Annotated in this window: 18 protein-coding genes; 7 read left to right on the top strand and 11 right to left on the bottom strand. The window is 68.8% G+C overall.

Going from position 1 to position 15,310, the window contains the following annotated elements; genetic code table 11:
* Window positions 1-55: 55 nt before the first annotated feature.
* Both BN1186_RS05830 and BN1186_RS05825 read right to left on the bottom strand, forming a co-directional pair.
* Entirely contained in the window at window positions 56-823 is a 768-nt protein-coding gene (locus tag BN1186_RS05830; protein WP_040283132.1) for a hypothetical protein, read from the bottom strand.
* A gap of 11 nt (window positions 824-834) precedes the next feature.
* Window positions 835-1,110 (bottom strand): hypothetical protein, encoded by a 276-nt coding sequence (locus BN1186_RS05825; protein ID WP_040283131.1) that lies wholly within the window; start codon window positions 1,108-1,110, stop codon window positions 835-837.
* On the opposite strand from BN1186_RS05825, the gene BN1186_RS05820 reads away from it, so the two are divergent.
* A complete protein-coding gene (locus BN1186_RS05820) occupies window positions 1,100-1,297 on the top strand; it encodes a hypothetical protein (protein WP_139650873.1) in 198 nt (65 codons plus the stop codon). The two genes, BN1186_RS05825 and BN1186_RS05820, sit on opposite strands and share 11 nt — an antisense overlap.
* 6 nt (window positions 1,298-1,303) lie before the next feature.
* Here the strand turns inward: BN1186_RS05820 and BN1186_RS05815 are convergent, their stop codons facing one another.
* A complete protein-coding gene (locus BN1186_RS05815) occupies window positions 1,304-3,055 on the bottom strand; it encodes a DUF2207 domain-containing protein (protein ID WP_082031127.1) in 1,752 nt (583 codons plus the stop codon).
* Between the two features lie 31 nt (window positions 3,056-3,086).
* Window positions 3,087-5,525, bottom strand: a complete 2,439-nt coding sequence (locus BN1186_RS05810; protein ID WP_040283129.1) for a DUF2207 domain-containing protein — start codon at window positions 5,523-5,525, stop codon at window positions 3,087-3,089.
* Between the two features lie 122 nt (window positions 5,526-5,647).
* Here BN1186_RS05810 and glmU point away from each other — a divergent pair, with 122 nt between their 5' ends.
* On the top strand, window positions 5,648-7,126 hold the full coding sequence (glmU, locus tag BN1186_RS05805) for a bifunctional UDP-N-acetylglucosamine diphosphorylase/glucosamine-1-phosphate N-acetyltransferase GlmU (RefSeq protein ID WP_040283128.1): 1,479 nt from the start codon (window positions 5,648-5,650) through the stop codon (window positions 7,124-7,126).
* Window positions 7,127-7,131: 5 nt separating this feature from the next.
* Window positions 7,132-8,109, top strand: a complete 978-nt coding sequence (locus BN1186_RS05800) for a ribose-phosphate diphosphokinase (RefSeq protein WP_040283127.1) — start codon at window positions 7,132-7,134, stop codon at window positions 8,107-8,109.
* A gap of 20 nt (window positions 8,110-8,129) precedes the next feature.
* Here BN1186_RS05800 and BN1186_RS05795 read toward each other — a convergent pair whose 3' ends face one another.
* From BN1186_RS05795 to BN1186_RS05780, 4 genes are all read right to left on the bottom strand, one after another.
* Window positions 8,130-8,558 carry a hypothetical protein gene (locus tag BN1186_RS05795; RefSeq protein ID WP_040283126.1) on the bottom strand — a complete coding sequence of 143 codons (429 nt, stop codon included), beginning with the start codon at window positions 8,556-8,558 and terminating at the stop codon, window positions 8,130-8,132.
* 141 nt (window positions 8,559-8,699) lie between these two features.
* Entirely contained in the window at window positions 8,700-8,954 is a 255-nt protein-coding gene (locus tag BN1186_RS05790; RefSeq protein ID WP_052459843.1) for a DUF6457 domain-containing protein, read from the bottom strand.
* A gap of 10 nt (window positions 8,955-8,964) precedes the next feature.
* Window positions 8,965-9,789 carry a dimethyl sulfoxide reductase anchor subunit family protein gene (locus BN1186_RS05785; RefSeq protein WP_040283125.1) on the bottom strand — a complete coding sequence of 275 codons (825 nt, stop codon included), beginning with the start codon at window positions 9,787-9,789 and terminating at the stop codon, window positions 8,965-8,967.
* A 1-nt stretch (window position 9,790) separates the two neighbouring features.
* Window positions 9,791-10,171: a 4Fe-4S dicluster domain-containing protein gene (locus BN1186_RS05780; protein WP_052459842.1), complete on the bottom strand. Its 381-nt coding sequence runs from the start codon at window positions 10,169-10,171 to the stop codon at window positions 9,791-9,793.
* Here BN1186_RS05780 and BN1186_RS05775 point away from each other — a divergent pair.
* Entirely contained in the window at window positions 10,131-10,841 is a 711-nt protein-coding gene (locus BN1186_RS05775; protein WP_040283124.1) for an ABC transporter permease, read from the top strand. The two genes, BN1186_RS05780 and BN1186_RS05775, sit on opposite strands and share 41 nt — an antisense overlap.
* A 3-nt stretch (window positions 10,842-10,844) precedes the next feature.
* On the opposite strand, the gene BN1186_RS15725 is transcribed toward BN1186_RS05775, so the two are convergent.
* The 3 genes from BN1186_RS15725 to BN1186_RS05760 are packed head-to-tail and all read right to left on the bottom strand — an operon-like array spanning window position 10,845 to window position 12,530.
* Window positions 10,845-11,333 carry a hypothetical protein gene (locus BN1186_RS15725; RefSeq protein WP_218975403.1) on the bottom strand — a complete coding sequence of 163 codons (489 nt, stop codon included), beginning with the start codon at window positions 11,331-11,333 and terminating at the stop codon, window positions 10,845-10,847.
* Window positions 11,334-11,367: 34 nt separating this feature from the next.
* A complete protein-coding gene (locus BN1186_RS15720; RefSeq protein ID WP_040283122.1) occupies window positions 11,368-12,147 on the bottom strand; it encodes a class II aldolase/adducin family protein in 780 nt (259 codons plus the stop codon).
* On the bottom strand, window positions 12,144-12,530 hold the full coding sequence (locus BN1186_RS05760) for a hypothetical protein (RefSeq protein WP_139650871.1): 387 nt from the start codon (window positions 12,528-12,530) through the stop codon (window positions 12,144-12,146). Before BN1186_RS05760 ends, BN1186_RS15720 begins: the two co-directional genes overlap by 4 nt.
* Window positions 12,531-12,625: 95 nt before the next feature.
* On the opposite strand from BN1186_RS05760, the gene BN1186_RS05755 reads away from it, so the two are divergent.
* From BN1186_RS05755 to pth, 3 genes are read left to right on the top strand one after another with little or no spacing between them, the layout of a single operon-like run.
* Complete coding sequence (locus tag BN1186_RS05755; RefSeq protein ID WP_052459841.1) at window positions 12,626-14,014, top strand: glycosyltransferase; 1,389 nt, start codon at window positions 12,626-12,628, stop codon at window positions 14,012-14,014.
* Complete coding sequence (locus BN1186_RS05750; protein ID WP_040283121.1) at window positions 14,004-14,639, top strand: 50S ribosomal protein L25/general stress protein Ctc; 636 nt, start codon at window positions 14,004-14,006, stop codon at window positions 14,637-14,639. The genes BN1186_RS05755 and BN1186_RS05750 overlap by 11 nt, the downstream gene beginning before the upstream one ends.
* Window positions 14,636-15,220, top strand: coding sequence for an aminoacyl-tRNA hydrolase (pth, locus tag BN1186_RS05745; RefSeq protein WP_040283120.1), 585 nt, complete (start codon window positions 14,636-14,638; stop codon window positions 15,218-15,220). Before BN1186_RS05750 ends, pth begins: the two co-directional genes overlap by 4 nt.
* Window positions 15,221-15,310 lie beyond the last annotated feature (90 nt).

Below are 15,310 nucleotides of genomic sequence, written 5' to 3'. Positions count from 1 at the left end.
TGATGCACAACTTGCACCTGCCTGCCATGGGAAGGTCGGCAGTGCCGGGGATTGTTCAGGCCCTGGCCGTCTCGCGGGCGGCGTCGAGGGCCTTCGACTGCTGCAGCGTCGAGACCGCGTAGCCCATCAACCCGACGGCGATGATCAACTCGAGGTACTCCTTGCGGGCCCAGGAACGCAGCCCCTCCACCGACGCGTAGTTATAGGTGGTGAAGTAGTAGACCATCACGCCCACCAGCACCAGGAACGCGCCGTAGACCATGAACTTGGGGAAGTGGCCCGCATCCAAGCTGCCGACGGCGAGCCTGAACAGGATGAAGGCCGTCACCAGAGCGGCGATGCCCGCGGTGGGGTCCTTCGTCACGCTGGTGCCGACGTAGCCCACCATCACCGAGGACGGCAGCAGCAGCCACTGCGCGGGCAGCAGCGTGGCCAACTCCTCCTGCTTCAGCTTCGCGAGGAACGCGATGAGCGGCTTCTGGAAGTAGGGGAGCAGGATCAGCGCGATGAAGCCGCCGAAGTAGAAGATCTTCTCCGAGACGCCTGTGTTGAAGTTGTGGAGATTGATCTCGTTCTGGATGTTGCGCTCGATGAAATAGTCGGTGGTCTCGAAGCCCAGGATGCGCTGCATCCAGGAGATCTCCTCCATGCCGATGACGAACAGCACCACTGCGAAGAGGCCCGAGACCACGGCCACCAACACCCTCCTGCGCCGCAACTGCCCCACCATCACCGCCACGAAGGCGGCCGCCCCGACGAACAGGGCGGCTGCGGACAGGGTTTCGACGAACCCGTCCTCGTTCGACATCGCATCAAAGAGCATGGGTCTCCTGCTCAGGAGGAACAGCGTGACCACGCCCACCCCGAAGCAGCATGCTGTGACGAACGCCTTGAAGTTGCGGTAATGATCCGTCGATGGAACACGAGCACGTAGGCCAGCGCGGCGAGCAGGACGGGGTACAGGACGGAGCCGGTGATGCCCACGGGGATCGTCGTGCGGTCGGCAACCCAGAAGTAAGCTCCCATGACCACGAGGCCGAGAAAGGCCACGGAGATCCACACGGCCGGGTGCTTCAACGCGCCGACAAGGGTGGATGTGGTGGGCTTCATCCCGCGAACTTTACCTGTGTGCGCAGTGAACGCGTCTTCGGCCCGGATTCCGGCACCGCCCAACTTCAACGGCGACGATGGCTCGGGCCTCGGCGCCGCGCATCAGACGGGCTGGGCGGCGATGGTGGTGGACCTGATCTGCGGGGAGAGCGGCGCCGACCCAGCGGAGGGCGACACGACGAGCTGAGGCCCGTCACCAACTGCCGGCGCTGGTGCCGCCGCCTCCGCCGCCACCCGACGACGAGCTGGAGAAGCCCGACGACCCGCCCGAGCCGCCGCTCGCCGACGCCGGCGTGCTCAGCGCCGCCAGTTCAGTCGAGAAACCTGACAGGGTGCCGGGCAGGGTGGCCGCCGAGGCGGGCCCGAGGAGGAACGAGGTGTCCATCGCGATCCTGCCCTGGGACGCCAGCTCGCCACAGACTCTCGTCCACCGGTCCGTGAGGCCGTACAGCACCGCCCACGGTAGGTAGCGACGGAAGATGTCGTGCTCCGCCTCGAAGTTGAGCTGGTGGGCCTCCGCGGTGGCGAGGTACTGCTCGAAGCCCTCCACCTGGTCGAGCAGCGCGCTGCCACGCGCCGTCAACGGCTGGTTCGGCAGCATGGGGACCACGACGAGGCCGCCCAGCCCCGCGAAGCCCAGCCCACCCACCGTCCAGAGGCTGGCGCCCTGGAAGTACTGGTAGGCGGCCACCGCCAACACGGCCAGGCACAGCAGAAGAAGACCCGCCGTCAGCGCCGTGAATCCCTTGCGGTGCAACGTGCCGGACCGGCGCGCGAAGAGCTCGCTCTGCGTCTGCACGATCAGCCGCAACTGCTCGGCCTCCGGAGCGGTGAGCGGGCGGGGCTCCCTGGGCGCCGCGCCCACCAGCTGCGCCTCGAACCCGGCCAGGCCGGTCACGGGGCCCACCTGCTGCACCGTGAGAGGCGAGGACCCGACGCGCAGCGCGCCCCGCGCAGCGAGGTCGACCAGCGTGGCTGCCAGGTGCGCGGGGTGGTAGGCGCGACCGCGCAGCGCTCCGGCCCCGAACAGCTCCACGTCGGGAGGCTCGAAGCGTACCGGCGGCTTGGGGAGCCGCCCCCGCGTCGTCGCACTGCCGATGGCCCCGGGAGGAGCATCCGTGTAGCGCTCGTCCCGGGGGCGCAGAGCCAACCCGATCGCCGCGATGAGGGCGGGGATGCCGAGCGCGATCCCGATGGCGCCCAGCGGCCCCCACCCGCTGCCCCGGGCCGAACTCCCGCGGCCGGTCTCCCGGCGGGGTTCGAGGACGGGCTCGGCGCCGGCCACCGAGCCGGCCGGCAGCGCGGCCACCACCGAGACGACGCCGCCCACCGCCGAGGCGGAGTACTGCGCCTCACCGCCCGCGGTGGTGGCCGAGCACGTGCTGGAGCCCATCAGGCAGCGGGCCTCGGTGACCCCCTCGGGCGCGGTCACTGTGGCCGTGAAGCGCTGGATGGGCGGGTAATCGTAGCTGGTCACGTCCCAGTAGAACTCGGGCCGCCCGTCGAAGGTGCGCAGGGCGCCGCGCAGCGTGTACTCGATGACGTAGGTGGCGTCCTGGGTGTCCAACGTGGTGTCAGGATCCCCGATCCGCAACATGACGTCCTCGTTGGAACCACTGCCCCGGGTGGTCTGCTCGACGTCGACCGGGGCGCCCGACGGGCTGCTCACGCGGATGTCGTCGATCTCGTAGACCACGTCCTGCGACGGGCCCGCGTCCCACGGCTCGCGGGTGGCGATGCCGAAGGTGATGCCGCGCTGCCCAACGTCGGCGAAGCGCCACTGCAGCTCGTAGCGCACGTCGACGCTGCCGTCGGCCTGGATGGCGAACGTGACGTCGAGATGCCTGACCGAATCCTCATCCGCCCGGGCCGGAGCTGCCGCCGCGAAGAGCAACAGCAGGCTGATGAGGACTGCGGCTGCCACAGTGCGGGGTAGGCCTGTCATGGTGCCATCGTAGGGCGAGGTGCGTTCAGGCTCACCAACTGCTGGCGCTGGTGCCGCCGCCACCGCCGCCACCCGAGGACGAGCTGGAGAAGCCCGACGACCCGCCCGATCCGCCGCTGCTCGACGACGATGACGATGACGGCGGGGAGGCGGCTCGGGAGACCTCCGAGGAGAACGTCGACAGGCCGCTGGACAGGTCGCCCAGCGACATGGAGCCCACCAGGAACGAGGTGTCCAAGTCGACCTTCCCCTGGGCAGCCAACTCCCCGCAGACCTCGGTCCACCGGTCAGTGAGGTCGAACAGCACCGCCCACGGCAGGTAGCGGCGGAAGATGTCGCGGTCCGCCTCGAAGTTGAGCTGGTTCGCCTCGGCGGTCGCCAGGTACTGCTCGAAGCCCTCGATCTGGTCCACGAGTGCCGTTGCATCTGCCGTGCGGGCCCGTCGGGGGAACGCGAACAACCCGAAGAAGGCGCCCGCGAACCCACCCACGATCGAGCCGAAGAACAGCGGGAAGTGGAATGGTCCCAGCGCGTCCTCCAGCGCGGTGCCGCCGGCGAAGAACACCACCCACGGGAGCACGACGAGCGCGGCCAGGCCCCACAACTGGGTTGTGCGGCTCTGCCGGGGGAGGAACCACTTCTCGTCCTCCTGGATCAGGTTCGCCCGCTTCTGCAGCGCGCTGCGCATGCGCCGGGCGCTGGAGACGGGCAATTCGATGTCGCGCTTGGTGGCGGAGCGGCGCACCTCCGCCTCGTAGGGGTGTACTGACACCGAGCTGGAGGTGTGCAGCACCTTCAGCGGGTCGGTGCCCAGCTTCACCGCGCCCTGCACCGCAAGGTGCACCAGCGTCGCGGCCAGGTGGCTGTCGCGATAGCCACCGTGCCGCAGGGCGCCCGCCTCGAGCGGCAGCAGGTCCGGGGGAGTGAAGCTCACCGGTGGCTTGTCGGCGCGGCGGTTCGTGCGGATCGCGGTGGGTGACCCCACCAGCCCGGGCGCCACATCTCCGTAGCGCTGGTCGCGTCGGCGGCCCGTGCGGGCCACGCCGATGCCGGCGGCCGCCAGCCCGGCGGCGGTGGCGACGCCGCCGGCGATCCCCCACCGGCCGAGGGCCTTCTGGCGGCCGTCGAGGCTGGCCACCAGCGTCTCGCCCGCTCCGGGAAGGGCAGAGGCCGGGAAGGTGATGTCGGTGACCGTGCCGTCACCGTCGAGGTCCTTGAGCGACTCACCGGCGACCGTGATCGTCTGGTCGTCCACCAGGTGGGGACCGAACTCGCAGGTGTCGCGGTAGCGGTTGAGTTGCGAGCCCAGGCAGCCGACGGCGGTGGGCTTCGTGGGGAGGTGGATCCGCAGCATGGGGTCCGCCACCGTGTGCAGCGGCGGCGGCGCCGGCTGGACGCGCAGCCTGGCCACGCCGTCGTCGACCACGGCGGCACCCTCCAACCGGTAGGTCACGGTGAACGTCCGCTCGAAGGAGTCCGTGGCGGGGGCGTCGAAGGTGAACCGCCGCACCTGGAAGCTCTCGTCCTCGGGGTGTGGTGCGCTCATGGAATGGGGCAGGCGGTTGCCCTCTTCGTCGCGCACCTCCACGTCGCGGAACTCGTAGGCCTGGTCCCGGTCCTCGCTCCACGGCACGCGGCTGGTGGCCGTGAAATGCAGGTACACGGAGTCCTCGTCCGCGGGCACCTCGTAGCTCAACTTCTGCGCCACCTCGGCCGAACCGTCGGCCGCCACGGTGATGTCGCTGCTGTAGCCGGTCAGTTCGGGTGCTGACAGCCTCCGCCGTTCCAGCGCTGGCTCCGCGTTCGCAACGGAGCCGGCGGGGAACCCGGCCACCACCGTCAGCACCCCGCCCACGCGGGTTGCGGAGTAGGCGGCCTCGCCGCCGTCGACCGATGACGTGCACTCGCCCTGCCCCACCAGGCAGCGCGCCCGGTCGATGCCGTCCGGGGCGGTCACGCGCGCGGTGAACCGCTCGATCGGCGGGTAGTCGGGGCTGGTCACGTCCCAGTAGAACTCCGGTCCCTCGTCGAAGGTGCGCAGAGCGCCGCCCAGGGTGTATTCGATGACGTAGGTGGCGTCCTGCGTGTCGAGGGTCACATCCGGGTCTCCGATGCGCAGGTTGACCGAGCCGGTCGACGATGACCCCTCCTCCGTGGCGGTGAACTGCGCGGGCGCTCCGGAGGGGCTGCTCACCTTGATGTCGTCGACGGTGTAGACGACGTCCTGCGACGGGTCCGGTTCCCACGGCTCACGGGTGGCGATGCCGAAGTTGATACCTCGCTGGCCCTTCTCCGCGAAGTGCCAGTCCAGCTCGTAGCGCACGTCGACGGTGCCGTCGGCCTGGATGGCGAACGTGACGTCGAGGTGTCTGATCGACTCCTCATCGGCCCGGGCCGGGGCAGCCGAGCCGAGCAGAATGAGCAGGCTGACAAGGACGGCTGCTGCCAGGGATCCGGGGGCGCGACGCATCCGCCCATCGTAGGGCGAAACGCGGCTTCGGCGGTCAGCGGCGGATCGGCCCCGCTGCCGCCGTGGGTGCTGGTAGTTTCGTGTCTGTGAGCCCACCCCGGCGTCGTCGAAGGGAAGATCTCGTGTCCGACACTGACAATGATCTCGCGCAGGTCGCGGCGGTGGTCGTCCTCGCCGCAGGCGGCGGGACGCGCATGAAGTCCAAGACCTCCAAGCTGCTCCACGAGGTGGCGGGCAAGCCCATGCTCAGCTACGCCGTCTCCGCGGCCGCGGCTCTCGATCCGGAACGCCTCGTCGTGGTGGTCGGGCACCAGCGCGAGCAGGTCGTCGCGCACCTCGAGCGCCTCTCGGAGCAGGTCACCACCGCAGTCCAGGACGAGCAGTTGGGCACCGGCCACGCCGTCGCCTGCGCGCTGGAGGAGTTGGCGGATCTCGAAGGCGACGTGGTGGTCACCTACGCCGACGTGCCCATGCTCGCCGGCGACACGCTGCGGCAACTGGTCGCCGTGCACCGGGGCCGCCACAACTGCGTCACGGTCATGACCTCCCGCGTCGCGGATCCCACGGGATACGGCCGTATCCTCCGCGAGAAGGATGCGGTCACCGGCATCGTCGAAGACCGGGACGCCACCGACGAGCAGCGCCAGATCGACGAGATCAACTCCGGCATCTACGTCTTCGACGCCGGCACCCTCCGCGAGGGCCTGGCCACGCTGACCACCGACAACGACCAGGGCGAGATGTACCTCACCGACGTGGTCAGGTTCTGCCACGAGCGCTCGCAGCGCGTGGGCGCCCACCTCGTTGACGACGTGTGGCAGACCGAGGGCGTCAATGACCGCATCCAGCTGGCCCGCGTCAACCAGGAGATGCAGCGCCGCATCCGCGACTCGTGGATGATCAAGGGCGTCACCATGATCGATCCCGGCTCCACGTTCATCGACGTCGACGTGGATCTGGCCCCCGACGTGCTGCTCCACCCCGGCGTCATCCTCCAGGGCGCCACCACCATCGGCGAGGGTGCCGTGATCGGCCCCAGCACCACCCTGATGGACGTGGAGGTGGGCCCCGGCGCAGAGGTGGTGCGCACCCATGGCTCGTTCGCGGTCATCGGCGAGGGTGCCGTCGTCGGCCCCTTCGCGTACCTGCGGCCCGGCACCATCCTCGGACGCGACGGGAAGATCGGCAGTTTCGTGGAGACGAAGAACGCCCAGATCGGCGCCGACACCAAGGTGCCGCACCTGTCCTACGTGGGCGACGCGATCGTCGACGAGGGCGCCAACATCGGCGCCGGCACGATCTTCGCCAACTACGACGGCGTGCACAAGTCCAAGACCCACGTCGGCAAGGCAGCCTTCGTCGGTTCCAACTCCGTTCTGGTGGCGCCGGTTGACATCGGCGCTGGCGCACTCGTCGCCGCTGGGTCTACGATCACGGACGATGTGCCTGCGGGCGCGTTGGGCGTGGCCCGGGGGAGGCAGCGCAACGTGGAGGGCTGGATGGCCCGTGGCCGTCCGGATTCCAAGCAGGCCGCTGCAGCGGCCGAAAGCGACGGCACCGTCCACCCGGCAGTGATCGAGTCCCGAGAGAAGAAGGCCTGAGCCGCATGTCCCAACAGATCGCCAACAACAACAAGCACCTGATGCTTTTCAGCGGGCGCGCCTATCCGGAGCTCGCGCAGGAGGTGGCGAGCCTGATGGATGTGCCGCTGGTGCCCACCCGTGCGCTGACCTACGCCAACTCCGAGATCTACGTGCGATTCGAGGAGTCCGTGCGTGGCTGCGACGCCTTCGTCATCCAGTCCCACACCGCCCCGGTCAACGAGTGGATCATGGAGCAGCTGATCATGGTCGACGCGCTCAAGCGCGCCTCCGCCAAGCGGATCACCGTCGTGGCGCCCTTCTACCCCTACGCGCGCCAGGACAAGAAGCACCTCGGCCGCGAACCCATCTCCGCCCGCCTCGTGGCGGACCTGTACAAGGCCGCCGGTGCCGATCGGATCATGTCGGTCGACCTGCACGCCGCGCAGATCCAGGGCTTCTTCGACGGCCCGGTGGACCACCTGTGGGGCCTGCCGGTGCTCAGCGAGTACGTCAAGGAGAAGTACGACCCCTCCGAGATGACGATCGTCTCGCCCGATGCCGGCCGCGTGCGGCTGGCGGACCTCTGGACTGATTACCTCGGCTGCCCGCTGGCCATCATCCACAAACGCCGCGACCCCAACACCGCCAACCAGATAGAGGTGCACGAGGTGGTCGGCGAAGTGGAGGGCAAAACCTGCCTACTGATCGACGACATGATCGACACCGCCGGCACCATCGCCCAGGCGGCGCACGCCCTGCGTGAGCGCGGCGCGAAGCGGGTCATCGCGGCGGCCACGCATGCGGTCTTCTCCGGCCCTGCCGCGCAGCGCCTCAACGCCTCCGGCATGGATGAGATCATCGTGACGAACACGCTGCCCATCCGCACGCCGGAGCCGGTGCAGAACCTCACGGTGCTGTCCATCGCCCCGCTGATCGCCAAGGCCATCGACGCCGTCTTCCTCGACGGGTCGGTCACCTCGCTGTTCGGCGGCCAGGCCTGATCCTCGCCTGAATTCAGGGGTCAGACCGTGGGCGTCCTCTCCCGTGGCCTGAGCGCCGCCAACGCGACGGCGAGCCGCTCCGCGTGTGTGCCGCGCGGCCCGGCCATCGAGCCGCCGAGCGGGGCGACGCCGGCCTCGCGCGGGGGTGGTGCGCTGTAGCGCACCTGGGTGCCCTGCGTCGCGTCACCGTCGAGCAGTATGCGCTCGGTGATGCTGGCGAGGTTGTGGAACCGGTGGCGGGTCTCAGCGGCGTGCTCGCAGTGGTCGACGGCGATGTGTAGCGTCGAGTGCTCAGCCAGCTCCACCAGCCACGCGAGGGGAACGTCCTTCAAGCAGCGGTCGAGCACGATGGCGCCGTCAAGCGGCGACTCTTGGCAGCTGAGGGTCACGTCGCACAGGCCTGCGGTGGCGAGCCACTGCAGGACGGCTGCGTGGTGTACGTCTGACATCCGAAACTCCTTGCCTATGGCCACGAACCATAGCGGGCATTCCGGGAAACGGTTGTCGAAGCGCACCAGGTTGCTGATAACGCTCAATGCACGTCGTCGGTTGTTAACGGTAGCAGTTGTGAAACTTTCTAACGTGGATCATCAGGTGTCCTTCCACGTCTTCGCCAACCCGGTCAGGGCCTTGGCTGAATCGGCCCCGTTGGCGCACTTTCCCGCGGCCAGCCCGGCGACGAAGGCCGTCACAGGTGCCATCGGCCGCGCCAGGTCGTAGGCGACGGCGGACGCCAGGTCGAGTAACTCGTCGATGGGGATGTCCTCGACGTTGACGCCTACCTCAGCGGCGGCGTCGGTCAGCCAGCGGAGCCACAGTTCGCGATCATCGGTGGGTCGTGCCATGTGAGCCTCCCTAGATTCCGATGCGGACCATGCTGGCATAGAACAGCATGCGGCCGATGACCTCACCGGTCAGGACCAGGAAGAATGAGATGAGGGCGATCCTGGGCAGCAGCCTGCGGCCCGCGGCGCCACCGGAGAGGCGGAACAGGAGGTAGCCGAGCAGCGCCACGCAGAGGAAGACGAGGATGGCCTGGGCCAGGGACCAGCCGCCGTACTGCTCGCTCAGGATCCGGATGGATTCCTGAACGGCCGGCTCGGGGTGGCGGGCCAGGTAGCTGGTGTAGAAGGGCAGGCCGATGGCCTTGATGCCCATCAGGACCAGGGAGCCCAACGCGATGCCGCGCACCGAGTTGGTCAGCAGCGGCATGGCGTCATGGTCATGCTCCCCCTTGCGGGCGCGGTAGAAGGCGGCGACCACCAGGGCTGCTCCGACGGCCAGGCCACCCAGGAGGAACGCCGTGGTGAAGAAGCGCACCGCGGTGTACGGGGCGGACCAGGCTGGCACCGTCCGAAGCGAGTACACCTGCGAGATGGCGTAGACGAGGAACAGGCCGGGGAAGGCCATCCCCAGGAGGATCTCCCGGCTCAGCCAACTCTCCTGCCAGTGCAGGATGGCGTTGGGGGCGCGCAGGGGAGAGCCGAGGTGCAACGTCGACGCGGCGAGCCCGAGGACGAGCAGGGGACCGATGGCGTACAGCGCCGGGCGGGTGACCTTCCCCATGGTGGCGGGAGGCAGCCGGCTGCCGAGCAACTGGATGATGCCCAGAGTGACGAAGGATCCCACGGACATCTGCGCGCAGATCGTGAAGATCACCAGGGGCAGTTCATGCAACATCTCAGACCACCTTCGTCATGGATTCGATACGGCCCGTGCCCTGCCCGGAGGTCTGGGCGTCCGGGTGGGGTGTGATCACCAGGTTGGGCTGCGTGATGCGGGGATCGGGCAGCGGCTCGATACCGGCCTCGGCGCCGTACCGGGCACGCAGATCCTCGATCTCGCCGAAGTCCAGCGCGCGCGACGGGCATGAAGCCACGCAGGCGGGCTTCTCGCCGACGGCCAGGCGGTCGCGGCAGAGGTCGCACTTCGTCATCACGCCCGTGTCGGGGTTGAACTGCGGCGCGGTGTAGGGGCCGTCGATCGCCGCCTCGCGGGTGAAGCCGCTCGAGGCGCTGCAGGTGGCGCTGGCCACCGCCCGCACCTCCGGCACGGAGTCCATCTTCGCCTCCTACCCGGTGGATTTCACGGTCTCCTTTCACGAGCAGGGGGTGCACGCAGATCTGGTGGAGCGGCTGGAGGCGATCGACAGCGTCGACGACGTACGACCCACCACCGAGGGTGACGCGCCGGCGCTGGAGATCACGCTGGAGGATCGCGGGGATGTCACGAGCATCGACCAGGTGGTGCAGGTCCTGGAGTCGGTGCCCACGGCGGATTTCAGTGCATCAGACGCGGGCGCCATCCTGGTGCTCAACCAGGTGCTCGACGTGATGCTCATAGTGCTCACCGGGCGGCTGGGTGTGGCGGTGGTCATCGCCCTGGTGGGCGTGAGTAACACGCTGGGCCTGTCGGTGATCGAGCGGCAACGCGAGTCCGCCCTGCTCCGGGCGCTCGGTATGCCGCGCTCGGGGCTGCGGTGGATGCTGCTGATCGAGGCGATCGCGCTGGTGGTCGTCGGGGTGGCGGCCGGCATGTTCTTCGGCTGGCTCGGGGTGTCGTCGGCGCTGTTGATGATGCCGGGGGAGAACATGCAGCTGCACTTCTCCATCGACGTGCTCTACACCGCAGGCCTGATCGGGGTGTGTCTGGTGGCCGCGGTGCTGGCGTCGCTGCTGCCCGGCCTGTCGGCGGCCAGCGCCCCGCCGACGGAGGCGCTGGCCGCCGAATGAGTGCTACCCGGCCGCGACTTTCTTGCGGTAGGCCTCGGCCTCCCAGGTCTCGATGAAACGGCGCTCGCGCTCGTCGAGGGCTCGGACGCGGCCGAGGACGTTGGCGGCCTGACCCACGGTGAGGGCGTCAACGTAGACCTCGAGCGCGGTGGTCGCCTGTTTCTGATCCGCGCCGACGGCCACGACGCCGATGCCGGGGACTACCGCGATGATCGGGTCGCTGCCTCGGCGCTCTCGGTGGGCCTCAACGGCCTCCGCCACATCGGCACCCTCGGGAACCACAGCGGGGAAGGAGCCCGCATAGACGATTTGGTCAGGGATGAGTGGGCCGTCTACGAGGAAGCGCGCACCGGCCTCCGTTGCAGGGAACTCGGTGGCGACCACGCTATCGTCATAGGCGGCGTGCTTGGCTCCCACAGCCTCGCGGAATGCCTCGGCGAACGCGGGGAGACCACCCTGTGCCACGTCTACCGCCCTCCGGATGGTACGCATCACACGGTAGCTGTCCACTCGGATTTGGGCTGGATCATCGCCGGAGACGATCAAGCCGTGGTTCATCAGGAAGGTGATCTTCGGGGGCCGGGTTGCCGGTGCGCTCGGTGTAGGCGCTGCGGCAGGCGGCGATCTCCCTGGCCAGCGGCAGGCCCGGGTCCACGTAGGGCACCCACAGCACGTCGTCGCCGAAGAGTTCCTCGGTCAGTGCCACCCCGTCGGCGTTGCAGGTCACGGCGTTGATCAGCAGGGGGTGGGTGTGCAGGACGTAGGTGTCGTCGATGAGGGCGTGGAACAGGATCTCGACGGACGGTCGGCGGGGGCCATCGTCGCGTCTGGCCTGCCTAGCGAGGAAGTTGACCGGGTCGCCGTGGCTGGGATCCGGATCGGGGGCGTCGAGGGCGTCCTTGAGGACCTGGACGTCGAGCGGCACCAGGTCCTCGGCGGACAGGGTGGCCATCGACACGCCGCTGGGCTTGATCCACAGCACGCCGTCCGCCTTGGCCGACGAGTTGCCGCCGCCGGCGCGCGTGAACGCGGGGTCGGCGCCGAACTCGTTGGAGAGGGCCACGATCTCGCGCAGTTGTTCCTCGGGCCGGTGGAGGGTGGGGGAGTAGGAGGTCAGGTCGGTGGACTGCATCACGATCCTTCGGAGGTCTGCCAGCGAGCCGTGGACGAGGCCGACGGCGCGGGCCTGGATGAGGGAGTTGCCGATGGCGGTGGCCTCGACGGGGCCGGCGGTGACGGGCAGGCCGGTGCGATCGGCCGCCAGTTGGCTGAGCAGCGCGTTGGCGGAGCCACCGCCCACGATCACGATCCGACGGGGGGGCGCGGCCAGTCAGCTGGGCGAGCTCGGCGATGGTGTCGCGGTAGCCGATGGCCAGCGATTCCAGCACGGAGCGGGTGAAGAACACGGGGTCGTCGAGCCGCTCGTCGCCGCCCACGAGCGCCTTGACCCGGGCCGGCATGTCCGTGGGTGGCGTCGAAGGTGGGGGCGTCCCGGACGTCCTTCGCGGCTTGCGCCAACTCCGGGGCGGAGTGGTGCTTGCCCTCGGCCTCCCACGTGCGGATGGCCTCGGAGAGGATCCAGAGCCCCATGATGTTCTTGAGGTAGCGCACCGTCGCGTCGACGCCGCCCTCGTTGGTCACGTTCAGGCGGCGCGACTCGTCGCTGAGCACGGGCTCGGGCAGCTCCATGCCCACCAGGTAGGTGTCGGCAAACTTGGTGTAGCTGGACCCAGCCCACCGCTCGGAACCTAGCGTAGGCTGCGTTCAAAGGACGGAATCGCCCGATGGCCTGCATTGTGATCGCCCCTGTCACGTTCAATCTCGCAGAGACGACGCGCGGCATCGTGGTGGCGCGGGCCCTGGGCGCGGATCACCGCATCGTCTTCCTGGCCTACGAACCTGAGTATGTCCACCTCATCCACGAGGCCGGTTTCGAGGTGCGGCAGCTGGCTCCGGTGATGTCGCCCAAGGAGCGCGCTCAGGCACTGGCCCTGGATCAGGGGCGCGGGTTCCGCCATCCGTTCACCAGGGATTTCGTCCGTCGGCGGGTCGCGGCGGAGCGGCAGCTCATCCGCGACGTGAAGGCCGATGCGGTGGTCCACTTCACCAACGTGAAATCGCTCATCTCCGCTCGGGCGGAAGGAGTGCCGATCGTCTACCCGGTGCCGTTCGCGCTGACCCGCCCCCACGTCGAACAGGTGAAGAGGCTCGGACTCATCCGCGGAAAGTCTCCGGTGGCCAGGGCTGCGGACCGCGTCGCATCGGGAATCCTCAGGCTCATCTATGCGCGTCTCTCACTGGCGCCCCGGGCCTTCAGCACGGTGGCTCGCGAGAACGGCGTGGAGCCCATCAGGACCATGGCCGATCTGTTCGCGGCGGACTGGAACCTGCTGACCGTCCTGCCGGAGGAACTCGACGGGATCTCGCTGCCGGAGAACTACCGGCGGGCGGGGCCCATCTTCGCCAAGCTCGACGGTGAGGTCCCCGCCGTCGTACGGCAGTTGGCCGCCGCGCCTGAGCCGCTGATCTATCTCGCCCTGGGGTCTTCCGGCAACAGGAGCCTCGCCCTTGCGGCAGCTCAGGCCCTCGGCGACATGGATGTCAATGTGGTGGCGCCGCTCAGGCACTTCATGCGCCCCGACGACGAGGTGCCGCCCAACGTGCATCTGGTGGATCTGATCCCTGCTCACCTGATCGGCGACATGGTCGACGCGGCAGTCCTGCACGGCGGGCAGGGCACGGTCCAGACCGCCTGTGCCACCGGCGTGCCGTTCGTCGGGATCGGCTTGCAACCCGAACAGGTGTGGAACGTGGACGTCTGCGCACGGCGGGCAACGCCGTCGCACTGTCACGGCGCGACGTGGGTGGGGCGCGGTTCAGCCGGGCGGTCGAGCAGGTGCTCCACGACCCGTCCGTCCGGGCAGCCGCGGCTCAGGCTGCGAAAGATGCGCAGGGTGAGGACGGGGCGGCTGCTGTCGCCAGGTTCGTCATCGAAGAACTCCCAGGCTTGCAGAGGCCGCCGGGTTTCACCTCTCCGCGGGACTGAGGTAAGCTTGCCAAGCTGCCTGGCGAGGGACCCCCAGCGGTCCGTGATCGACGAGCTACGCTTCTCGCTCGGCGCCTGCATGCGCACAACGTTTGAAGAGCTTGAGGAGATTTCACATGGCTGCTGACGCACAACTGTCCGCCCAGACCCGCACCGAGTTCGGCAAGGGCGCTTCGCGTCGCCTCCGCCGCGACGGTGCCACCCCCGCCGTCCTGTACGGCCACGGCGCCGAGCCCGTGCACCTCGCGCTGCCCGCGCAGGAGACCTTCCTCGCGCTGCGCACCACCAACGCGCTCCTGGAGATCAACGTGGAGGGCGAGAAGAAGCCGGTCCTGGCCCTGGTGAAGCAGGTTCAGCGGAACCCCATCCGCCCCGTCATCGAGCACGTCGACCTCCTCCTCGTCCGCGAGGGCGAGAAGGTCCAGGTCGAGGTCTCGCTGGTCGTCGTGGGCGAGGCCGAGCGCGGCTCGCTGCTCAACCAGGACCTCCAGACCCTCACCGTCATGGCCCCCGCCACCGACATCCCCACCGAGTTCGAGGTCTCCGTCGAGGGCCTGGAGATCGGTGCGCAGGTGCTCGTCTCCGACGTCAAGCTCCCCGAGGGCGTCGAGTCGATGGTCGAGCCCGAGACCCTCATCGTCTCCATCAACGCCCCGATCGTTGAAGAGGAGACCGACGAGGCCGCCGAGGGTGAAGAGGGCGCCGAGGGCGAAGGCTCCTCCGACGCCGAGGGCGACGACTCCGAAGAGTGACCAACTCTACCTACCTCGTGGTCGGGCTCGGGAATCCGGGCCCGGCCTACGAGGTCACCCGGCACAACGTCGGGTTCTGGGCCGTGGCGGATCTTGCAGACCGCCACGGTTCCTCCTTTTCCTTGAACTCACGCCAGAAGGCGGAGGTCGCCACGGTGACCCTGCCCGGGCCGGAGCCCGTGAAGCTGGTGCTGGCCAGGCCCACCACGTTCATGAACCTCTCAGGGGTCGCGGTCAAAGCCATCGCGTCGTTCCACAAGATCGAGCCGGACCACGTCATCGCGATCCACGACGAACTCGACCTCGAGCCCACGCGCCTGCGCGTCAAGCTGGGCGGGGGAGACAACGGGCACAACGGCCTCAAATCGATGCGTCAGCACCTCGGCACGGGAGACTTCTACCGCGTGCGGGTCGGCATCGGTCGCCCGCCGGGCCGCCAGGCGGCCGCGGATTACGTGCTGGCCAAGATGCGGCCCAAGGATTTCGACCTCATGCTCGTCGACGCGGCGGTGGCCGCCGACGCCGTCGAGTCACTGGTGCGCGAGGGCCTCGTCGCCACCCAGAACATGTTCAACTCCTGACCCCCTCGCCGCCCACCCTCCGTGAGCAATTGGATAGGGTCACGGTCCGCTGAGGGCGTTTTTCCCGGCGTGTCGCGCCGTGACCCTATC

The organism is Tessaracoccus massiliensis (assembly GCF_000826065.2).
Classification (GTDB): Bacteria; Actinomycetota; Actinomycetes; order Propionibacteriales; family Propionibacteriaceae; genus Arachnia; species Arachnia massiliensis_A.
Note: the sequence above shows the minus strand (reverse complement) of the source record. Positions and strands in the feature narration are given on the sequence as shown.

What these genes read in the sequence shown, in the direction of transcription:
- BN1186_RS05830 (WP_040283132.1), bottom strand. Translation starts at nt 823, where the DNA reads ATGCTCTTTGATGCGATGTCGAACGAGGACGGGTTCGTCGAAACCCTG.
- BN1186_RS05825 (WP_040283131.1), bottom strand. Translation starts at nt 1,110, where the DNA reads ATGAAGCCCACCACATCCACCCTTGTCGGCGCGTTGAAGCACCCGGCC.
- BN1186_RS05815 (WP_082031127.1), bottom strand. Translation starts at nt 3,055, where the DNA reads ATGACAGGCCTACCCCGCACTGTGGCAGCCGCAGTCCTCATCAGCCTG.
- BN1186_RS05810 (WP_040283129.1), bottom strand. Translation starts at nt 5,525, where the DNA reads ATGCGTCGCGCCCCCGGATCCCTGGCAGCAGCCGTCCTTGTCAGCCTG.
- BN1186_RS05800 (WP_040283127.1), top strand. Translation starts at nt 7,132, where the DNA reads ATGTCCCAACAGATCGCCAACAACAACAAGCACCTGATGCTTTTCAGC.
- BN1186_RS05795 (WP_040283126.1), bottom strand. Translation starts at nt 8,558, where the DNA reads ATGTCAGACGTACACCACGCAGCCGTCCTGCAGTGGCTCGCCACCGCA.
- BN1186_RS05790 (WP_052459843.1), bottom strand. Translation starts at nt 8,954, where the DNA reads ATGGCACGACCCACCGATGATCGCGAACTGTGGCTCCGCTGGCTGACC.
- BN1186_RS05785 (WP_040283125.1), bottom strand. Translation starts at nt 9,789, where the DNA reads ATGTTGCATGAACTGCCCCTGGTGATCTTCACGATCTGCGCGCAGATG.
- BN1186_RS05780 (WP_052459842.1), bottom strand. Translation starts at nt 10,171, where the DNA reads ATGGACTCCGTGCCGGAGGTGCGGGCGGTGGCCAGCGCCACCTGCAGC.
- BN1186_RS15725 (WP_218975403.1), bottom strand. Translation starts at nt 11,333, where the DNA reads ATGCGTACCATCCGGAGGGCGGTAGACGTGGCACAGGGTGGTCTCCCC.
- BN1186_RS05760 (WP_139650871.1), bottom strand. Translation starts at nt 12,530, where the DNA reads ATGGAGCTGCCCGAGCCCGTGCTCAGCGACGAGTCGCGCCGCCTGAAC.
- BN1186_RS05755 (WP_052459841.1), top strand. Translation starts at nt 12,626, where the DNA reads ATGGCCTGCATTGTGATCGCCCCTGTCACGTTCAATCTCGCAGAGACG.
- BN1186_RS05750 (WP_040283121.1), top strand. Translation starts at nt 14,004, where the DNA reads ATGGCTGCTGACGCACAACTGTCCGCCCAGACCCGCACCGAGTTCGGC.